The sequence below is a fragment of the Agrobacterium sp. SORGH_AS 787 genome, from assembly GCF_030819035.1.
GTDB lineage: Bacteria > Pseudomonadota > Alphaproteobacteria > Rhizobiales > Rhizobiaceae > Agrobacterium > Agrobacterium larrymoorei_B.
Map to the genome: position 1 here is coordinate 890,346 of NZ_JAUTBG010000001.1, position 16,929 is coordinate 907,274.

The 16,929-nt window shown below is 58.4% G+C and carries 14 protein-coding genes; 10 read left to right on the top strand and 4 right to left on the bottom strand.

Annotated elements, in window-relative coordinates; all coding sequences use genetic code 11:
• The first annotated feature begins 160 nt into the window (after positions 1-160).
• Positions 161-955, top strand: coding sequence for a 2-keto-4-pentenoate hydratase (locus QE435_RS03885; RefSeq protein WP_349040316.1), 795 nt, complete (start codon positions 161-163; stop codon positions 953-955).
• Between the two features lie 152 nt (positions 956-1,107).
• Here QE435_RS03885 and QE435_RS03890 read toward each other — a convergent pair whose 3' ends face one another.
• Both QE435_RS03890 and QE435_RS03895 read right to left on the bottom strand, forming a co-directional pair.
• Entirely contained in the window at positions 1,108-1,932 is an 825-nt protein-coding gene (locus tag QE435_RS03890) for a bifunctional allantoicase/(S)-ureidoglycine aminohydrolase (RefSeq protein WP_349040317.1), read from the bottom strand.
• A 226-nt stretch (positions 1,933-2,158) separates the two neighbouring features.
• Positions 2,159-3,202: a class I SAM-dependent methyltransferase gene (locus tag QE435_RS03895; protein ID WP_349040318.1), complete on the bottom strand. Its 1,044-nt coding sequence runs from the start codon at positions 3,200-3,202 to the stop codon at positions 2,159-2,161.
• 315 nt (positions 3,203-3,517) lie between these two features.
• On the opposite strand from QE435_RS03895, the gene QE435_RS03900 reads away from it, so the two are divergent.
• Entirely contained in the window at positions 3,518-5,500 is a 1,983-nt protein-coding gene (locus QE435_RS03900; RefSeq protein ID WP_349040319.1) for an EAL domain-containing protein, read from the top strand.
• A gap of 61 nt (positions 5,501-5,561) precedes the next feature.
• Here the strand turns inward: QE435_RS03900 and QE435_RS03905 are convergent, their stop codons facing one another.
• Entirely contained in the window at positions 5,562-6,041 is a 480-nt protein-coding gene (locus QE435_RS03905; RefSeq protein WP_306928844.1) for an Lrp/AsnC family transcriptional regulator, read from the bottom strand.
• A 258-nt stretch (positions 6,042-6,299) separates the two neighbouring features.
• On the opposite strand from QE435_RS03905, the gene QE435_RS03910 reads away from it, so the two are divergent.
• Entirely contained in the window at positions 6,300-7,055 is a 756-nt protein-coding gene (locus tag QE435_RS03910; protein ID WP_349040320.1) for a DMT family transporter, read from the top strand.
• Between the two features lie 47 nt (positions 7,056-7,102).
• On the opposite strand, the gene QE435_RS03915 is transcribed toward QE435_RS03910, so the two are convergent.
• A complete protein-coding gene (locus QE435_RS03915) occupies positions 7,103-9,829 on the bottom strand; it encodes a DNA translocase FtsK (protein WP_349040321.1) in 2,727 nt (908 codons plus the stop codon).
• 313 nt (positions 9,830-10,142) lie between these two features.
• Between QE435_RS03915 and QE435_RS03920 the strand changes: the two genes are divergently transcribed.
• Genes QE435_RS03920 through QE435_RS03950 form a run of 7 tightly spaced genes read left to right on the top strand, consistent with a single transcriptional unit; the run spans position 10,143 to position 16,907 of the window.
• On the top strand, positions 10,143-11,027 hold the full coding sequence (locus QE435_RS03920) for a dihydrodipicolinate synthase family protein (RefSeq protein ID WP_349040322.1): 885 nt from the start codon (positions 10,143-10,145) through the stop codon (positions 11,025-11,027).
• Between the two features lie 12 nt (positions 11,028-11,039).
• Complete coding sequence (locus tag QE435_RS03925) at positions 11,040-11,699, top strand: GntR family transcriptional regulator (RefSeq protein ID WP_306928852.1); 660 nt, start codon at positions 11,040-11,042, stop codon at positions 11,697-11,699.
• A gap of 54 nt (positions 11,700-11,753) precedes the next feature.
• Positions 11,754-13,082, top strand: coding sequence for a sugar ABC transporter substrate-binding protein (locus QE435_RS03930; protein WP_349040323.1), 1,329 nt, complete (start codon positions 11,754-11,756; stop codon positions 13,080-13,082).
• Positions 13,082-14,020, top strand: a complete 939-nt coding sequence (locus QE435_RS03935) for a sugar ABC transporter permease (RefSeq protein WP_306928855.1) — start codon at positions 13,082-13,084, stop codon at positions 14,018-14,020. Before QE435_RS03930 ends, QE435_RS03935 begins: the two co-directional genes overlap by 1 nt.
• Positions 14,020-14,841 carry a carbohydrate ABC transporter permease gene (locus QE435_RS03940; protein WP_349040324.1) on the top strand — a complete coding sequence of 274 codons (822 nt, stop codon included), beginning with the start codon at positions 14,020-14,022 and terminating at the stop codon, positions 14,839-14,841. Before QE435_RS03935 ends, QE435_RS03940 begins: the two co-directional genes overlap by 1 nt.
• Before the next feature lie 41 nt (positions 14,842-14,882).
• On the top strand, positions 14,883-15,941 hold the full coding sequence (gene ugpC, locus QE435_RS03945; protein ID WP_349040325.1) for a sn-glycerol-3-phosphate ABC transporter ATP-binding protein UgpC: 1,059 nt from the start codon (positions 14,883-14,885) through the stop codon (positions 15,939-15,941).
• 6 nt (positions 15,942-15,947) lie between these two features.
• Positions 15,948-16,907 (top strand): sugar kinase, encoded by a 960-nt coding sequence (locus QE435_RS03950; RefSeq protein ID WP_349040326.1) that lies wholly within the window; start codon positions 15,948-15,950, stop codon positions 16,905-16,907.
• Positions 16,908-16,929: the final 22 nt, after the last annotated feature.

Here is a 16,929-nt window from a genome sequence, read left to right on the forward strand (position 1 = left end):
CCCCATTTTTTATCAGCAAACAGGCATGTAGATCGACACGATATCATGGTTAATATTGTGTTGACGACTGCCCTTTTGTTTCCCCGCTTTGCGCCATTCCCTTGTCAGCAAGAAATTTGCCTGTAATGAAGCTTTAAAGGCCGGACTTGCGGGGAAATAAATGACGACGATCACGGAAGCGAATATCAGGCTCGGCATGGTTCTGGCTGAAGCTGAAGCACGACAGTCGTCCATCAGCGCCGAGAAGCTCGAAAGCCGAAACCTCATCCCTGCGACGATCGACACCGCCATGGCCGTCCAGGCGCTGGCCGTTGGCACGCTCGGCAAGGACGTGGCAGGCTGGAAGCTTGGTCTGAACAATGGTCGCCCGGTCGCAGCCCCCCTGCTCGATCTTTATGACGAGGTTCAGGACAGCACGCTCACCGTCCCGAAACCCGGTGCTGTCGGCATCGAAATCGAAGTGTGCTTCGTGCTTGCCGAGGATTTGCCCATGCTGCCGCTCGGCGAAAGCTATACGCGCGAGATGATCCTGAAAGCGGTTGAATCCATCAACCTCGGGGCAGAGTTCGTGAGCTATCGTTTGACGGAAGAAAACCGCGTGCCGTTTCCGCTGTTCCTTGCCGACAGGCTCGCTAACCACTCCTTCGTCCTTGGACCGGCGATCGATTCGGCCATCATGGAGGCACTTGCCCTTCAGGATCCGAGCCTGCCGCCGCTGATGGTCGAGGCGGAGGATGATATTCTGTTCGGTGCCATACCGGTGCATCCGCAAATGGACCCGGTCGCACCTCTTCTCGCTTATGCCAACGCGCAGAACGATCACTTAGGCGGGCTTAAGCGCGGTCAGGTGATCACCACTGGCAGCTTGTGCGGTATGATCCGCCTTGGTGAAGCAACGCGGATCAGCGCTCGCTGGGAGGGGATCGGCGAAATGGACATCCAGATTCCTGGCTAAAACTTCTATAGCATCGGCCAAAAATGACAGACGAGTTCGGGAAAGCACAAGGCCCTCACTCAAAGCAGATAGAGCGCACCCGTTTTGGTTGGGCGCGCTCCTGAGCACTTGACCTCAAGCGTCGTCATTGAATTTCAGGACGATGCCGTGGCCTACCACAGCTTTACGTGGCGGTTGACATCCTTGTAGAGAAGATAGCGGAAACGTCCTGGGCCGCCAGCGTAGCAGGCCTGCGGGCAATAGGCACGCAGCCACATGAAGTCACCTGCTTCGACTTCCACCCAATCATTGTTAAGGCGATAGGCAGCTTTGCCTTCGAGTACAAAGAGGCCGTGCTCCATGACATGGGTTTCCATGAAAGGGATGGTGGCGCCCGGTTCGAAGGTGACGATGTTGAGATGCATGTCGTAACGGTCATCCGCAGGATCGATAAAGCGGGTGGTCGCCCACTTGCCTTCTGTGTCTGGCATGGCGGAGAGTTCATGCTCGTCTTCATGCGTGAAGATGGCCGGCGGCAACCCGAGACCTTCGACCTTGTCGAACACCTTGCGAACCCAGTGAAATTTCGCGGCCGAGCCGCCCTTGGCCCGCAGCGACCACTCGCTTCCCGCCGGGATGTAGGCGAAAGAGCCTGAGCGAAGAGCGTGCTCTTGGCCCTGGAAGGTGATCGTCATCTCGCCATCGACCATGAAAATTGCGGCTTGAGCGCGGGTGTCGGGCTCCGGCTTGTCGCTTCCACCACCCGGCTGCACTTCCATGATATACTGCGCGAAGGTCTCGGAGAATCCCGTCATCGGCCGAGCGATGATCCAGGCGCGCGTATCGGTCCAATGCGGCAACACGCTGGTGACGATGTCAGACATGACCCGCTTGGGAATGACCGCATAGGCGGTGGTAAACACCGCTTTGCTGGAAAGCAGCTCCGTCTGCCCTGGCAACCCGCCAAAATCAGAGTAGTAACGCTTCTTTTCCATCATGCACTCCAAGCTTCCAAAATCGAGCCACAAGCATCGCGTGGCCTGTTCGCAGCTAGGATTACCCCGCAATCATTCCACTCGCCAGAGCGATTTCCTGACTTCTCCGATTTTTTGAAGCGCCGAGATCGATTTGGGTAATGGCTGCAGGAGGCACACGGCACGGCACTCTGAGGCTAGAGCATCGACGCGCAATCTCTGTTCGTCGATGCGACACAGCAGAGAAGACTTAGAGCTTCCTGATGACGCCATAGACGATGTTGTGGTTCTGCCCATGAAAGACCTCGCTTTCAGCAAGGGATGGAGCGATGCTGGCATTGATGATCTTCCACATATCCGCCTTGCTGCGCAAAAGCAGCGTCCAGTTCATGAAGGATTCCATATAGCCATCGACGGCAATATCTTCGGCGAAGTTGGCAAAGAGAAAGGTACCGCCGGGCTTCAACATATCGAGGCATCGCCTCGTCAGCTTGATCGCAACCTTGTCCGTCAGATAATCATAGAGACCTGCGGCATAGACAAAGTCGAATTGTCCAAGATCGTGGGAGCGAGCAAGAAGATCTTTGACCGAACCATCGACAGCTTCGACGCTGGTGCCGGCAAAGTCACGCGCGATGGAACCGATGCTCAGCGGATCCTGATCAAGAGCAACCCAGCGTTTGATGCCATTTGAGGCGAGCGCCTGCGAGCGGTTTGCTTCGCGCAAATGACCGGCTGCGATGGTGAGAATCTCGGTCTCCGGCCCCTTTTCCTGCGCAATGTCATCGACGTAACGCGTCAGAATATCGCGCCGTTCGCGCACTGCGACGGAGGACGAAGCTTCGCGGGTATAATCGTAAAGGGCAGTGCCCAGGGGAGAGGCGGCTTGGATGCGGTCCGCGACGCTGGCGTGACCGTAGATAAAATCCAGTAGTTGCGCATCGCCGGAGTAGCCACGCGGTTTTTCAAAGGACCACTTCGTAAAGGGATCCTCCAGAAAGTAGTCGGCGACAGGATGCTGTTGGATCAGCGGCAGAACCCCTATCCACACGCTATAGTCGTATTTTCTTCGCATTTGGTGGAGCCTACCCGCAACCGAGTGTATAATGGTTGCAGGCGCTGCATTGGCAATAAACTGTTGGTGTGCCAGGTTGAGAATAAGCGCCACTTCTGCTTCCGCAACAGCAAGATCACGCTGCGAGTTGCTGTCATTCTGCGTCAGTAATTCGTTGGAAACTGAATCCGGCGTGACCAAGCTCTGTCCGTCCAGCACGATCCTATTGTTTCGAGCCACCACTAAATCCCCTTTTAAGCCACTGTTAATCCTAGGTTAATCGATGACCTTGCTGCTCAGGGCCAGCGATTGAATAACTAGGGAAGAGGAATTCGTTTCTAGGCCTTAACCATTAAGGTATGACTAATGGCTAAAATTACGGGAGTAAGATTCAAAGAAACTTAATCGGCATGCGAGTATGATCATTGGGCAAACTTCCCCTGTTTCCGCCAAAGGAGAGCTCGGACGCAAAGGGGGTGGAGCAGATCGTGCATTGAAATTTATGAGGCGAGGATGATCGCTCGCCGAAAATTCGTACAACCTTTAGGAATGTGCATGACGCACAGTTTGGCACAGAGTGTGGACCTCGATCTGCAGGCGGATGCATCGCGCACCGGCTCTGAAACGCGCGTGCGACAGCACTTCTTCGAAGAAGCGGACGTCAAGCGCCGAAGGGCAATCCGTCAGGGTCTCTGGGTTGCCGTCCTCATCTATCTGCTGTTTTCAGTGACCGATGTGCTTCTGGTTCCAGACGTTTCCATTCACACGATTTTCGCGCGCTTCGTCGTCGGCATTGCCGCTCTGCTCATTCTGGAATCGCAAGTGAGAGCGGGAACAAGAACCGACCTCATGGATGTGACGTGCGCCGCGGCGCTGGTGTGTGGCTATCTCGGCTGGCTGCTGCCGGCTATGATGACAATCCACACCATCAACATGTCCTACTACATGGTGTTCGGCGCCATCTTCATGATGGGTGCGAACCTGTTTTTCACCTTCAATTTCGGCCTCTCGCTTCTTGCTTCCAGCATCGTCCTCCTCATCTTTTTCGTGGCTCTCAGCTTCCTGCACAAGGACGTCTATTACCAGATCTCCTTCGGCACCTTCTATCTCGCCTGCTTCAGCTTCACCTCCTATGTGAACTGGCGGCTCAATCGGGAGCGCGCTCGTGTCCTTCTGAGCGCTATTGAAGCCAAGGTTCGGCAGCGTGAAGCCGATGAGCGTGGTGAAGCCTTGTTCAGGCTTTCCAATACCGACCCGCTGACGGGCGTCGCCAACCGGCGCGCCGTCGACGCCCATTTGCGCCGCCTGTGGAGCGACTGGATCACGTCGAAGCGGAGTTTCGCGGTCTTCCTGATCGATGTCGATTTCTTCAAGAAATACAACGACTACTACGGTCATCAGGAGGGCGACCGCTGTCTCATCCAGGTTGCCCACGCACTCCAGGCGGCAATGAGCGATTATGATGCCTTGGTGGGTCGCTATGGTGGGGAAGAGTTCATCACGCTCATGCGCTACAAGACACCTAAAGAGATCGATCATGTTGCCGGGCTTCTCCGCCGCACGGTCGAAAATCTCTGTCTCGCTCATGAACGACGGCGGGATGGCACCTCCGTCATCACGGTGAGCGTCGGCGCATCCTATGCACGACCGATGCCGATGCCGAAACTGGAACGCGTGATACACGAGGCCGATCGGGCGCTCTATCTCGCTAAGGAAAGCGGACGCAACCGGATCAAGCTTTTCGACCCCGACGATCCACTGACCAGCGACGATACTGAGAATGTTGCGGCTCTCTTGGATATCGCCATCCAGCAGGATCTCGTTTCGCTGGTCTACCAGCCTATCCGGAACCTCGTGACCAATCGTGTCCAGGCAGCCGAAGCCCTGATGCGCCTCAGACTGCTGGACGGGACGCAGGTTCCACCCAGTATCTTTATCCCCATCGCCGAACGGATCGGCAAGATTACCGATCTCGGCCTTTGGGCCATTCGCACCGCCTGCCAGCAGATGCTGCAGACCGCCAAGGTGCAGGTCGTCAGCGTCAACGTATCGCCCATTCAGTTGAAACGTCCGGGCTTTGCCACCTCGGTCGCGGCGATCCTGGGAGAGCTTGGTATTTCAGGCGGCCAACTCGCCCTGGAAATTACCGAAGGTCTCGAAATGGACATGGATTCCGATGTCCTGCGCTGCATCAGCGATCTGAGGATGCTTGGAATCAAGATCTGGCTGGATGATTTCGGCACCGGCTTTGCTGGCCTCTCCTGGTTGAGACTGATCGAATTCGACACCGTCAAGATCGATAAGTCCTTCCTCCATGACGGCTCGACGCCCCGAGGCAGGATCATGTTGAATGACATCATCAGCCTCATCCGCAATCGCGGGCCGAAAATCCTGGTCGAGGGTGTGGAGACCGTCGAGCAGTTGGACCTGATGCACCAGTTCCGGATCGACCACGTCCAAGGCTATTTCGTCGGTCGCCCCGTGCCTGCCGATGCCTTCGAGGTATCGGGGGTGAATGGCGTGAAGGGCGCGCGGTAGTACTTCTTCCGGACGGACTTGGATGGCCGTCCACAACGGCCGCATCGGTCCTGATCTAGGTTTATAGTGGCGGCAAACGCCGCTTTACAGACGTTCCCTTGATGACGGCGGTACTTGTGACGGCATGTTCCGAAAGCGCTTCGAGAACATCGTCCATCTCCTCAATGGAGTGCACCACAAGACGAGCCAGGAAAGGATCGTCGCCGGTGATTTTGTCGCACTCGACAAACTCAGGCGTCTCCTGAATCAGTCGCTCGACAAGATGCAGCTTGCCTGGCAGTGGCCGGATTCTCACCATAGCCCGCACCTGATAGCCGACTGCCCTCATGTCCAGATCAAGATTGAATCCCCGGATGATGCCGGATGTCTCCAAGCGCCGAACCCGCTCCGCGACGCTCGGTGCCGACATTCCAACGAGGCCGGCAAGCTTACTCATCGATAGGCGAGCGTCGCGATCGAGTGCCGCGACGATCTGCACGTCAATCGCATCGAGCGACGATTTTTTAGTTTGAAGGTTTGAAACCTCTTTTGCCTTCGACATAGCGGTCACATTACGACTCCAAGCTCAGAAACTCCATATCAATCCTTCAAGCTGCATAGGATGATTTCTCAAACAGGAGAAAGTTATGCTGCTCGGGATCGTAACAGGCCTCGTTACTTGCGCCTTATGGGGCCTCACCTTCATTGCCCCTCGGGTGGTGAGCCCTTCACGACGTGGGATTTGGCAATTGCGCGTTATGGAATCTTCGGGCTCGCCTGCCTGTTGCTCATGATCGATCGACGTTTCCGGCCTGAAGGCATGGCCCCCTTTCGCCTTCTGATAGGACTTCTGCTGGGCAGCGCAGGATATGTCGGCTACTTCATCAGCGCAGCCTTCGCCGTGCAGTTTGCTGGCGCGGCGATTCCGCCGGTTATCATCGGCACGATGCCGGTCATCCTAGCCATCATCGCCAATTTTCAGAGCGCTTCCGCCCCGTGGAGAGTTGTCGCAATGCCCCTGGCGTTGATCGCAATCGGTGTGGGGCTTGTAAATGTCGCAGCGCTCGACGTCGCCGGCCTGGATGATGCGACATCAATCCTGCTCGGCGTTACTGCTAGCTCTGCAGCGCTGGCGATCTGGATCGTCTATGGTCTGGTGAACGCGACCGTGATGCGGTCTCCAGACGCGCCGGACGGCCTAAAGTGGACGGGGTTGCAAGGGATCGGAGCGGCGATGGGAAGCTTGCTGCTGCTCCCACTCGCGTCTTTCGATTTAGCTCACACGGCATCGTCGGCGGAAGCCTTGAGGTTTTTCGCATGGGCGCTCGTCATGGGACTGGCTGGATCGTGGCTCGCCACTTGGTGCTGGGTCATTGCATCTCGGCGATTGCCGCTGGCTCTCGCGGCCCAACTCATCGTGGCGGAAACAGTCTTTGGTCTCGCCTATGGCTTCATGTTTGAAGGTCGGTTTCCGACGCCAGCTGAAGCGATCGGAGCAGCGATGCAGATCATCGGCGTCTGCTCTGCAATCGCCATTTTCAGCAAGACGTATGCGTCGCCGCGAGAGCATGCCTAGAAGGTCATCGCTCCGCGGCGAACACGTTAACGGGCTCGTGAGTATCTTCAGTCAACAGCGCCCGGCACCTCGTGGGTATCACGCTCACCGATGATGATGGCGCGCTTGCCGACATGGTTGGCAGGACCGACAATGCCTTCCTGCTCCATGCGCTCTACGAGAGAGGCCGCGCGGTTGTAGCCGATCGACAGACGACGCTGGATGTAGGAGGTCGAGCACTTCTTGTCGCGCAGCACCACCTTCACGGCCTTCTCATAGAGATCGGCGGTATCGTCTTCGGCCATGGCGGTCTTGTCGAAGACGGCGCTGTCCTCATCCTCGCTTTCATCGGCTTCGTCGGCATCTTCCGTCACCGTTCCCAGATATTCAGGGCGGCCTTGCGTCTTCAGATGCGCGACGACCTTTTCGACTTCCTCGTCCGATACAAAGGGGCCATGAACACGGGCGATGCGTCCGCCGCCCATCATGTGCAGCATATCGCCCTGGCCGAGAAGATGTTCGGCGCCCTGTTCGCCAAGGATCGTGCGGCTGTCAATCTTCGAGGTGACCTGGAAGGAGATGCGTGTGGGGAAGTTGGCCTTGATCGTGCCGGTGATGACATCCACCGAGGGACGCTGTGTCGCCATGATCAGATGGATACCGGCGGCACGCGCCATCTGCGCCAGACGCTGGATCGCGCCCTCGATTTCCTTGCCGGCCACCATCATCAGATCGGCCATTTCGTCGACGATGACGACGATGTACGGCATGGCCGTGAGGTCCATTTCCTCCTGCTCGTAGACTGCCTCGCCCGTTGCGCGGTCGAAACCGGTCTGGACGTTACACATCACCGTCTCGCCCTTGGCGCGAGCAGCGGCAGCGCGCGCATTGTAGCCGTCGATGTTGCGAACGCCGAGGCGCGACATCTTGCGATAGCGATCCTCCATCTCGCGCACCGCCCATTTCAGTGCCATGACGGCCTTCTTCGGATCGGTGACGACTGGGGTCAGGAGATGCGGAATACCGTCATAGACGGAAAGCTCGAGCATCTTCGGGTCTACCATGATCAGGCGGCATTCTTCCGGCTTCAACCGGTAGAGCAGCGACAGGATCATGGTGTTGATGGCAACCGACTTACCGGAACCAGTCGTGCCCGCCACCAAAAGGTGGGGCATCTTGGCAAGCTCTGCCACCACCGGCTCACCGCCAATGGTCTTGCCGAGGCAAAGCGCCAGGTTCATTCGCGTATCGGCATAATCGTGGGATTCGATCAGTTCGCGGAAATAGACGGTTTCGCGCACGGGGTTGGGAAGTTCGATACCGATGACATTGCGGCCGGGAATGACCGCGACGCGGGCCGAAAGCGCCGACATGGAGCGGGCAATATCGTCCGACAGGCCGATGACACGCGAAGACTTGACGCCGGGTGCGGGCTCGAATTCATAAAGTGTCACGACCGGGCCGGGGCGCACATCGATGATCTCACCCTTGATGCCGAAATCTTCGAGTACGCTTTCCAGAAGCCCTGCGCTCTGCTCCAGCGCTTCCGGTGTCATTGTCGTGGTCTGCTGCACCTGCGGCGGCTGCAGAAGGTCGATCGGCGGATACTCGTATTCGCCTTCCCCGAAGACCGGTGCATCAAGGAACATTGGCTGATTGTTGCGGGCGACCGTGCGGGTTTCGCGACGCGGAGACGGGGCCTCAATCGCAATCGGTTCGACAACCTCTACAACAGGCGCGTCCTGTTCGACCGGCATCGTCTCGACGATCTCTTCCGGTTCGGATTGAATTGGTTGAGGGCCGCGAACACCGACTTCGCGGTAAAGCGAGACAGCCGATCCATTCAATTCGGCCGATACCGGCATGGCAGGCAGGCTTGGCCGGGGCTGCTGGCGAATGATGACAGGCTCGACCGGGCGAGGCTGGCGCAGAAGCGGGCCGTGGATGGAGGCCGGCTGCTGCGGAACTGCGGTGAGTTTCGCCGTGGACACGCGTTGCGCCTTCAGCCTGGCCAGTTCAGACAGGCGCATGGGCTGACGGTCTGGCGCAATCGTGCCCTCGACGTCAAGATTCATGACTTCCCAGAACATGTCATCGGAAAGATAAGTGGTGAAGGACGGCACATCGAGCGTGGGCTTATGATGTCGCTCCTCCGGGAAGCAGGTAACATCGATCTCTTCTCGAATGACACTTTCTTGCGGTGCTTCATCGGTGGCGGGCTGAGCCGCGGTTTCTACGGGCGTAGGGGCTTCGGCCTGCTGCAAAAGCTCCTGCTGCTGGCGCAACGCCAGTTCGCGGCGCAGGCGGTAGCTGAGGGCCCGGGCACCCGTAGCACCTGGCGGCTGCGGCAATACCGCAGGTTTTGCAATGCGGCGCTCCACCGGTGCCGGCTGCGGCGCGGTCGACGTCGTAGACACCGCAACAGTATCTTGAGCTGCGGAGGGGTCCATCTCGCCCTGCTCGGCAGGTTGATCTACGATGTCCTCACCCGCAGCATTCTTCTTGGCGAAGATGCTCTGTGGCGTACGGGAAAAGCGCACATTCGGCCCCAGCGTGAAGGCGTTCTGCCAGCCAGGCATATCCGGGCGGCCTTCGATCGCATTGGCGGCGATCTGATCGGCGTTACGACCCACGGCGGCGCGCTCAGCTCTCGTTAAGCTTTGCGCCGGGGAGGCTTGGATTTGGGGATGCTGAACCATGTTGTCTGCCGATTCAGCCTCTCCCCCCTCTATCGCATTGCCTGGATTATTAAAATTGGATCGGGGAAAACGCATGACAGCCTGTACACTCATCATAAACGGACAATTGGCACAGCCACTGAGATAAAAAATAAAGGTTAACCACCTATTGCTAAAGTGGCCCAGCGCACGAATTTCAACAGAGTTAAAGCTGGCTGTGGCCCGGGCGCCACGTCGCGGTCACAGCATCTACCCCGCCTGATTCAGCCCGCTTCATGCGGATCTTTCATCCTCTTCGACGTCAGCACATGTGGTGCTTCCAGTGTCCGAAATTAATTTCAAGCCATAACAACAAACTGAACACCGGTGACTTTACAACTGACATGTTAATGTCTTATCACTTCTTCATCAGTTTTGGAGGAGCATGCACGTGACTGGTAAGTTCGGCCTCTCGGCAGCGTTGACGACACCCTTTATGCAGGATGGCACCATTGCCATCGATGCGATGATCAAGCAGGCCGAGTGGGCGCTATCGTCCGGCTGTGACAGCATCACCCTGTTCGGCACCACCGGCGAAGGAAGCTCCATCGGCACCCGCGAGCGCGCCGACATTTTGGCCTCCTGCCTGAGTGCCGGCATCTCGCCGAAAAACATCGTCGTCGGTGTTCTGGTCGATTCGGCACAGGATGCTGCCGACCAAGCCTTTGCCGCCCTCGACGCAGGTGTCCGCAACATTCTTCTGGCCCCACCTTCCTACTTCAAGAATGTCAGCGATGACGGTCTGTTCGACTGGTTCGCGTCGGTGTTCTCGCAGATCGGTTCGACCGCGCGCGACATCCTCGTCTATAATATTCCCTCGGTGACGATGGTGACGCTGTCGGTCGAACTTGTCGGCCGCTTGAAGCAGGCCTTCCCCGGCATCGTCGTTGGCGTGAAGGACTCCTCCGGCAATTGGCCGCATACGGAACGGCTTCTGAAGGAACATGGCGACCTGATCATCCTGATCGGCGACGAGCGTCATCTGGCTCAGGGCGTTCGCATGGGGGGTCAGGGCGCCATCTCCGGCTGCGCCAACTTCCTTCCCGCGGAAATCCGCGCCATGGCGGTCGAGGGCAAGGATGACACCCGCGTTCAGGATCTCGTGGTCGAACTTCTGAAGTTCCCGGTGACGCCTGCGGTAAAGGTGCTTGTGTCTCACGTCACTGGCGAGACGATCTGGCATGCCGTCCGTCCGCCACTGGTTTCCATTTCCGCAGAAGATCGTAAAAAGATCGAGGCGGCATTCGGGTCGCTCTTCAGCAAACAGGCGGCTTGAAAGGGATCATAAATGGACGATGTAGCCGAACAGACGACGTTGAGAGAGAAGGCGTATGAGAGCTTTACGCACCATCTTCTCGCGCGCGACGTTCGGCCCGGCCAGTTCATTTCCCAGCGTCGCCTCGTCGAACTGACCGGCCTGCCTCTCGGAGCGATCCGCGAGGCAATCCCGCGGCTTGAAGCTGAGGGGCTGATCAAGACTGTGCCGCAGCGCGGATTGCAGGTCGCCCATATCGATATCAACCTCATCCGTGAAGCCTTTCAGTTCCGCATTCTGCTGGAAAAGGAAGCGGTGGCGAACTTCACCCGCACCGCATCCGACGATGCGATTGCGGCAATGCTGAAAGACCATCGGGAGATTGCCGAACTTGCCAAGAGCGGCAACGGCTCGCCGGAACTCGATGCACGCGCCCAGGCCGTGGATTGGGGCATGCACGACGCCTTTATCGACGCGCTCGGCAACTCGATCATCTCGAATGCCTATCGCGTCAATTCGATCAAGATGCGCCTGATCAACCAGGAGCGCTTTCGCATCGCCGGCCATGTCAAATCCGTCATGGTCGAGCACCTTGCCATCATTGAGGCCGTCGAACGACGCGATGTCGACACGGCGGTCGAGAGGCTGGTTGCCCATATTCGTAGCGCGAGGGACAGAGCACTCGCGGTTTGAAAGATCACCATAAGCCGGGATGAGGAGATCCCGGCGAATAAGAGGAGGAACTTCATGTCACATTCATTGATGAGCCCAACACGCCGCGCCTTCCTGGCGGGCACGGCTGCGCTTGGCGGTGCCGCCATGTTCGGCGTGCGCTCTGCATCGGCCGCGGTGGATTGGAAGAAGCATGCCGGCACCACGCTTGAGGTCAATCTGGTCAAGAGCCCGCGCAGCGAAACGCTTCTCAAACACATCAAGGAATTCGAAGAGCTCACTGGCATCAAGGTCAATGCCGAGGCCACGCCGGAACAGCAGCAGCGCCAGAAGGTGGTCATCGAGCTTTCCTCAGGCAAGCCAAGCTTCGACGTCGTTCACCTGAGCTACCACGTTCAGAAGCGCCAGTTCGAAAAGGGCAAATGGCTCGCCGATATCAGCGGTTTCATGAAGAACCCTTCACTGACCGATCCGTCGCTGGTCGAAAGCGATTTTGCTGCGGCCGGTATGCAGTTCGCCAAGGATAGCGACGGCGTTCTGCGTTCGCTTCCCTTCTCCGTGGATTACTGGATCCTCTACTGGAACAAGGACCTCTTCGAAGCCAAGGGCCTGAAATATCCTCAGACCTTCGAAGAGCTGGTTGCCGCCGCAGAAGCGATCACCGATCCCTCGACCAACACCTACGGTTTCGTGGCGCGCGGCCTGAAGAACGCCAATACACCGGTCTGGACCACCTTTATGCTCGGTTACGGCGCAGAGCCGATTACCGATGGCAAGATCAACACCGAATCCAAGGAAGCCGTCGAAGCGGCCAAACTCTACCAGCGCCTGATGACCAAGGCAGCACCTCCCGGTGTCTCCGGCTTCAACTGGGCCGAAGCACAGTCTGCCTTCCTTCAGGGCAAGATTGGCATGTGGCTGGATGGCGTCGGCTTCGCGCCGCCGATCGAAAACCCCGAAAAGTCCCGCGTCGTCGGCAAGACCGGCTACGGCGTGATGCCGAAGGGTCCGGCTGCGCAGGCGGCCGGCACATTCGGTGACGGTCTTGGGGTTGTCGAAGCCAGCACCAAGAAGGAAGCGGCCTATCTCTTCTGCCAGTGGGCGATCTCGCACGACATGGGTGCACGTCTTCTGCAGGCCGGTGCCGGCGTTCCGTTCCGCCAGTCCATCCTCGAGGATGCGAAGGTGCGTGAAGGCGTGAAGATGCCGACCGAGTGGCTGGATGCCGTGGTCGGTTCCGGCAAGGTGTCGAAGCTCGCGCTTCCGGTCATCATTCCGGTGACCGAGTTCCGCGATATTTACGGCGTCGGCCTCACCAACATGATCGGCGGCGCGGATCCCGCCGCAGAACTCAAGAAGGCGACCGAACAGTTCGCACCTGTTCTGGCACGCAGCGAGGGATAATGGTGTCTGTCAGCATCGAACATAGCGCAGCGGTGACGAAACCTGCACAGAGGAGCAAGCCGCCGCGGCTTGCTCCCAACTACTGGCCTTTCGTCATTCCCGCTCTCGTCGTCATCGCAGCGGTCATCGTCTTCCCCTGGGTCTTCACCCTGTGGATGAGCGCGCAACGCTGGACGCTTGGGCAAGAGCAGAGTTTCATCGGTTTCGACAACTACATCCGCTTGGCAAGTGATGCGCGGTTCTGGGAATCGCTCTGGCACACGCTGGTCTATACGGTGCTCTCGGTTGTCGCACCGCTCTTCCTCGGCACCTTGGCTGCCCTTGTGTTCGATGCGCAATTCCCGCTGCGCGGTTTCCTGCGCGGCGTTTTTGTCATGCCGATGATGGCGACCCCGGTCGCCATTGCCCTCGTCTGGACGATGATGTTCCATCCGCAGCTCGGCGTGCTGAACTATCTTCTGTCGTTCATCGGCATTGGTCCGCTGGAATGGATCTACAACCAGTCCACGGTTATCCCCTCGCTGGTGCTGGTGGAAACCTGGCAGTGGACGCCGCTCGTCATGCTTATCGTTCTCGGTGGTCTGGCAGCCGTTCCACGCGAGCCCTATGAGAGCGCTGAAATCGACGGCGCCAATGCCTGGCAGAAGTTCCGTTACCTGACCATGCCGATGATCGCGCCGTTCCTGATGATCGCCGTCATCATCCGCTCCATCGATGCGGTGAAGAGCTTCGACATCATCTACGCGATGACGCAAGGCGGTCCCGGCACCGCATCGGAAACGATCAACATCTACCTCTACAACACGGCATTCGCCTATTACGACATCGGCTATGCATCGGCCATGGCCGTCGTCTTCTTCATCGTCATCATCGCGCTCTCCTTCGTTCTTCTGATGGTCCGTGCGCGCACCCAATGGAACGAGATGGAGGATCGCTGATGTCCCGCAGAACCCTGGACCGCATCGGCCTGTTCTTCATTGCGCTGGTGATGATCTCCCCCGTCATCCTGTTCTTCCTCTGGATGATTTCGCTGTCGCTGAAATTCGAAATCGATAACGGCGCCTATCCGCCGATCCTCATACCTGAGCGCTTCGCCTGGTCGAACTACGTGAAGGTGTTCGAGGAAAACAACTTCTTCCTCTATTTCTGGAACTCCGTGCTGGTCACGGGTGCGGCCACCATTCTTGCGCTGGTGATCGGCGTTCCGGCAGGCTACGGCATTGCGCGGCTGAAGGCGGAAAAGGCGGCGATCGTCATCATGATCGCCCGCATGACGCCCGGCCTCTCCTTCCTCATTCCGCTGTTTCTTCTGTTCCAATGGCTGAACCTGCTCGGAACACTGTGGCCGCAGATCATCATCCATCTGGTCGTGACGGTTCCAATCGTCGTCTGGATCATGATCGGCTATTTCGAGACCACGCCGAAAGAGCTGGAAGAGGCCGCAAGCATCGACGGTGCGTCGTCCTGGCAGGTGTTTCGCCTTGTGGCGCTTCCCATTGCCAAGCCCGGCATCGTGGTCTCCTTCATCCTTGCCGTCATCTTCTCGTGGAACAATTTCGTCTTCGGCATCGTGCTGGCCAGCCGCGAAACGCGAACGCTTCCGGTTGCGGTCTATAACATGCTGTCCTTCGAGCAGGTCAGCTGGGGTCCGCTTGCCGCCGCAGCGCTCATCGTCACGCTGCCGGTACTGTTGCTCACCATGTTTGCCCAAAAGCAGATCGTCGCGGGCCTTACCGCAGGCGCCGTCAAGGGCGGCTGACCCGATAGATTGCTGGAAGCTTTTATTACAGGATAATCATCATGGCACCCGTCAATATTCAGAATGTCCAGAAGCGCTTCGGCGCGGTCAATGTCATCCACGGTATCGATATCGATATCCGTGACGGAGAATTCGTCGTCCTCGTCGGCCCATCCGGCTGCGGCAAATCCACCCTGCTTCGCATGATCGCCGGTCTCGAAGAGCTGAGCGATGGCGAAATCCATATCGGCGCGCGCGAGGTCAGCCACCTCCCCGCCCGTGACCGCGATATCGCCATGGTCTTCCAGAACTACGCGCTTTATCCGCACATGACAGTCGCCGAGAATATGGGCTTTGCCCTGAAGCTCAAGAAGGTCGATGCCGCCGTGACGAAGGCGAAGGTGGACAAGGCTGCTGGCATTCTTGGACTGGAGAAGCTGCTGGATCGCTACCCGCGCCAGCTCTCCGGCGGTCAGCGCCAGCGCGTTGCCATGGGCCGCGCTTTGGTGCGCGATCCGCAGGTCTTCCTCTTCGACGAGCCGCTCTCTAACCTCGACGCCAAGCTGCGTGTGCAGATGCGGGGCGAGATCAAGTCCATGCATCAGCGCATCGGCACCACCACGATCTATGTGACGCATGACCAGGTCGAAGCCATGACCATGGCCGACAAGATCGTCGTGCTTCATGACGGTATCATCGAGCAGATCGGTGCGCCGCTCGAACTTTACGACCGTCCGGCCAACCTCTTCGTCGCCGGCTTCATCGGTTCGCCTGCCATGAACTTCATCCGCGGCCGTGTCGAAGAAGGCGTTTTCCGCACCGCCAAGGGCGTGACGCTGCCTCTGCCACCGACTGCCAATCCCGCGTCTCTCGGTGGGCGCGAGCTGGTCTACGGCATCCGCCCTGAACACATCCGCGCTGCCGAAACGGGCATCGAAGGACGGGTGGAGCTGGTGGAAGGCACCGGCTCGGAAATCTATGCGAAGCTGAATTGCAATGGCGAAGAAATTGCCTGCCTCTTCCGCGAGCGCCTGGATATCCGCTTCGGCGATACGGTTCGTGTTGCCATCGATCCCGCTTCGGTGCACCTGTTCGACAAGGAAACCGGCAAGCGAATCTGAGCATCGATGCAAAGCAAGAGAAAAGAAGAGGACCGCGGCCGCCACGTACTCTGCGTCGGCGCGGCCGTGCTGGACACGCTGTTTCGCGTGCATGACATGCCGACGGGGCAAGGCAAAGTCCTACCTTACGAAATGCTGCAGATTGCCGAGGGCATGGCATCGAGCGCTGCCTACACTGTCTATCGCATGGGCGGTCGGGCAAGCCTATGGGGCGCCGTCGGCGATGACGAGACGGGCGCCCGCATTCTGCGCGACCTGTCGGAAAGTGGCATCGATACGTCCGGCATGACGGTCGCCAAGGGTGCGCGCTCAGCGCTCTCCACCATCCTGATCGATGACCGAGGGGAGCGACTGATCGTCCCTTTCTACGATCACAGGCTCCACGAGAATAAACGCTCCTGTACACAGGCCGATCTCGCACCCTTCGATGCCGTTCTGGTGGACGTCCGCTGGCCCGAACTCGCGCTTGATGTGCTGACCGTTGCGCGACAACTTGGCAAACCCGCTATTCTGGACGGAGATGTTGCGCCGGTGCAAACGTTGGAACGGCTTGCACCCGCTGCAAGCCACATCATTTTCTCCGAGCCCGCAGCGGCACGGCTGACGGGGCTCTCTGATGTATCGGCCATGTTGACGGTTTTACATGCGCGCTACCCGGAGACCTTCATTGCGGTGACCGCCGGGTCTTCGGGGTGCTACTGGACGGAAGCCAGAGACCCAACCGTCCATTTTCAGTCGACCATGGCCATCGAAGCGGTCGACACGCTCGCAGCGGGCGACGTGTTTCATGGGACATTCGCTTTGGCTGTGGCGGAAGGGATGGAGAGCCGCACTGCGATACAGTTGTCGTCCGTGGCGGCCGCGCTAAAGTGTCAGGTTTTCGGTGGAAGGACGGGCACGCCGACGCGGGCCGAAGCAGAAGCGGCGATGGCCGCTTGGCTGGCAGAGGCCGCCCCTCACGCTTGAGAAGCGGCCTGCCTTCTTTCAA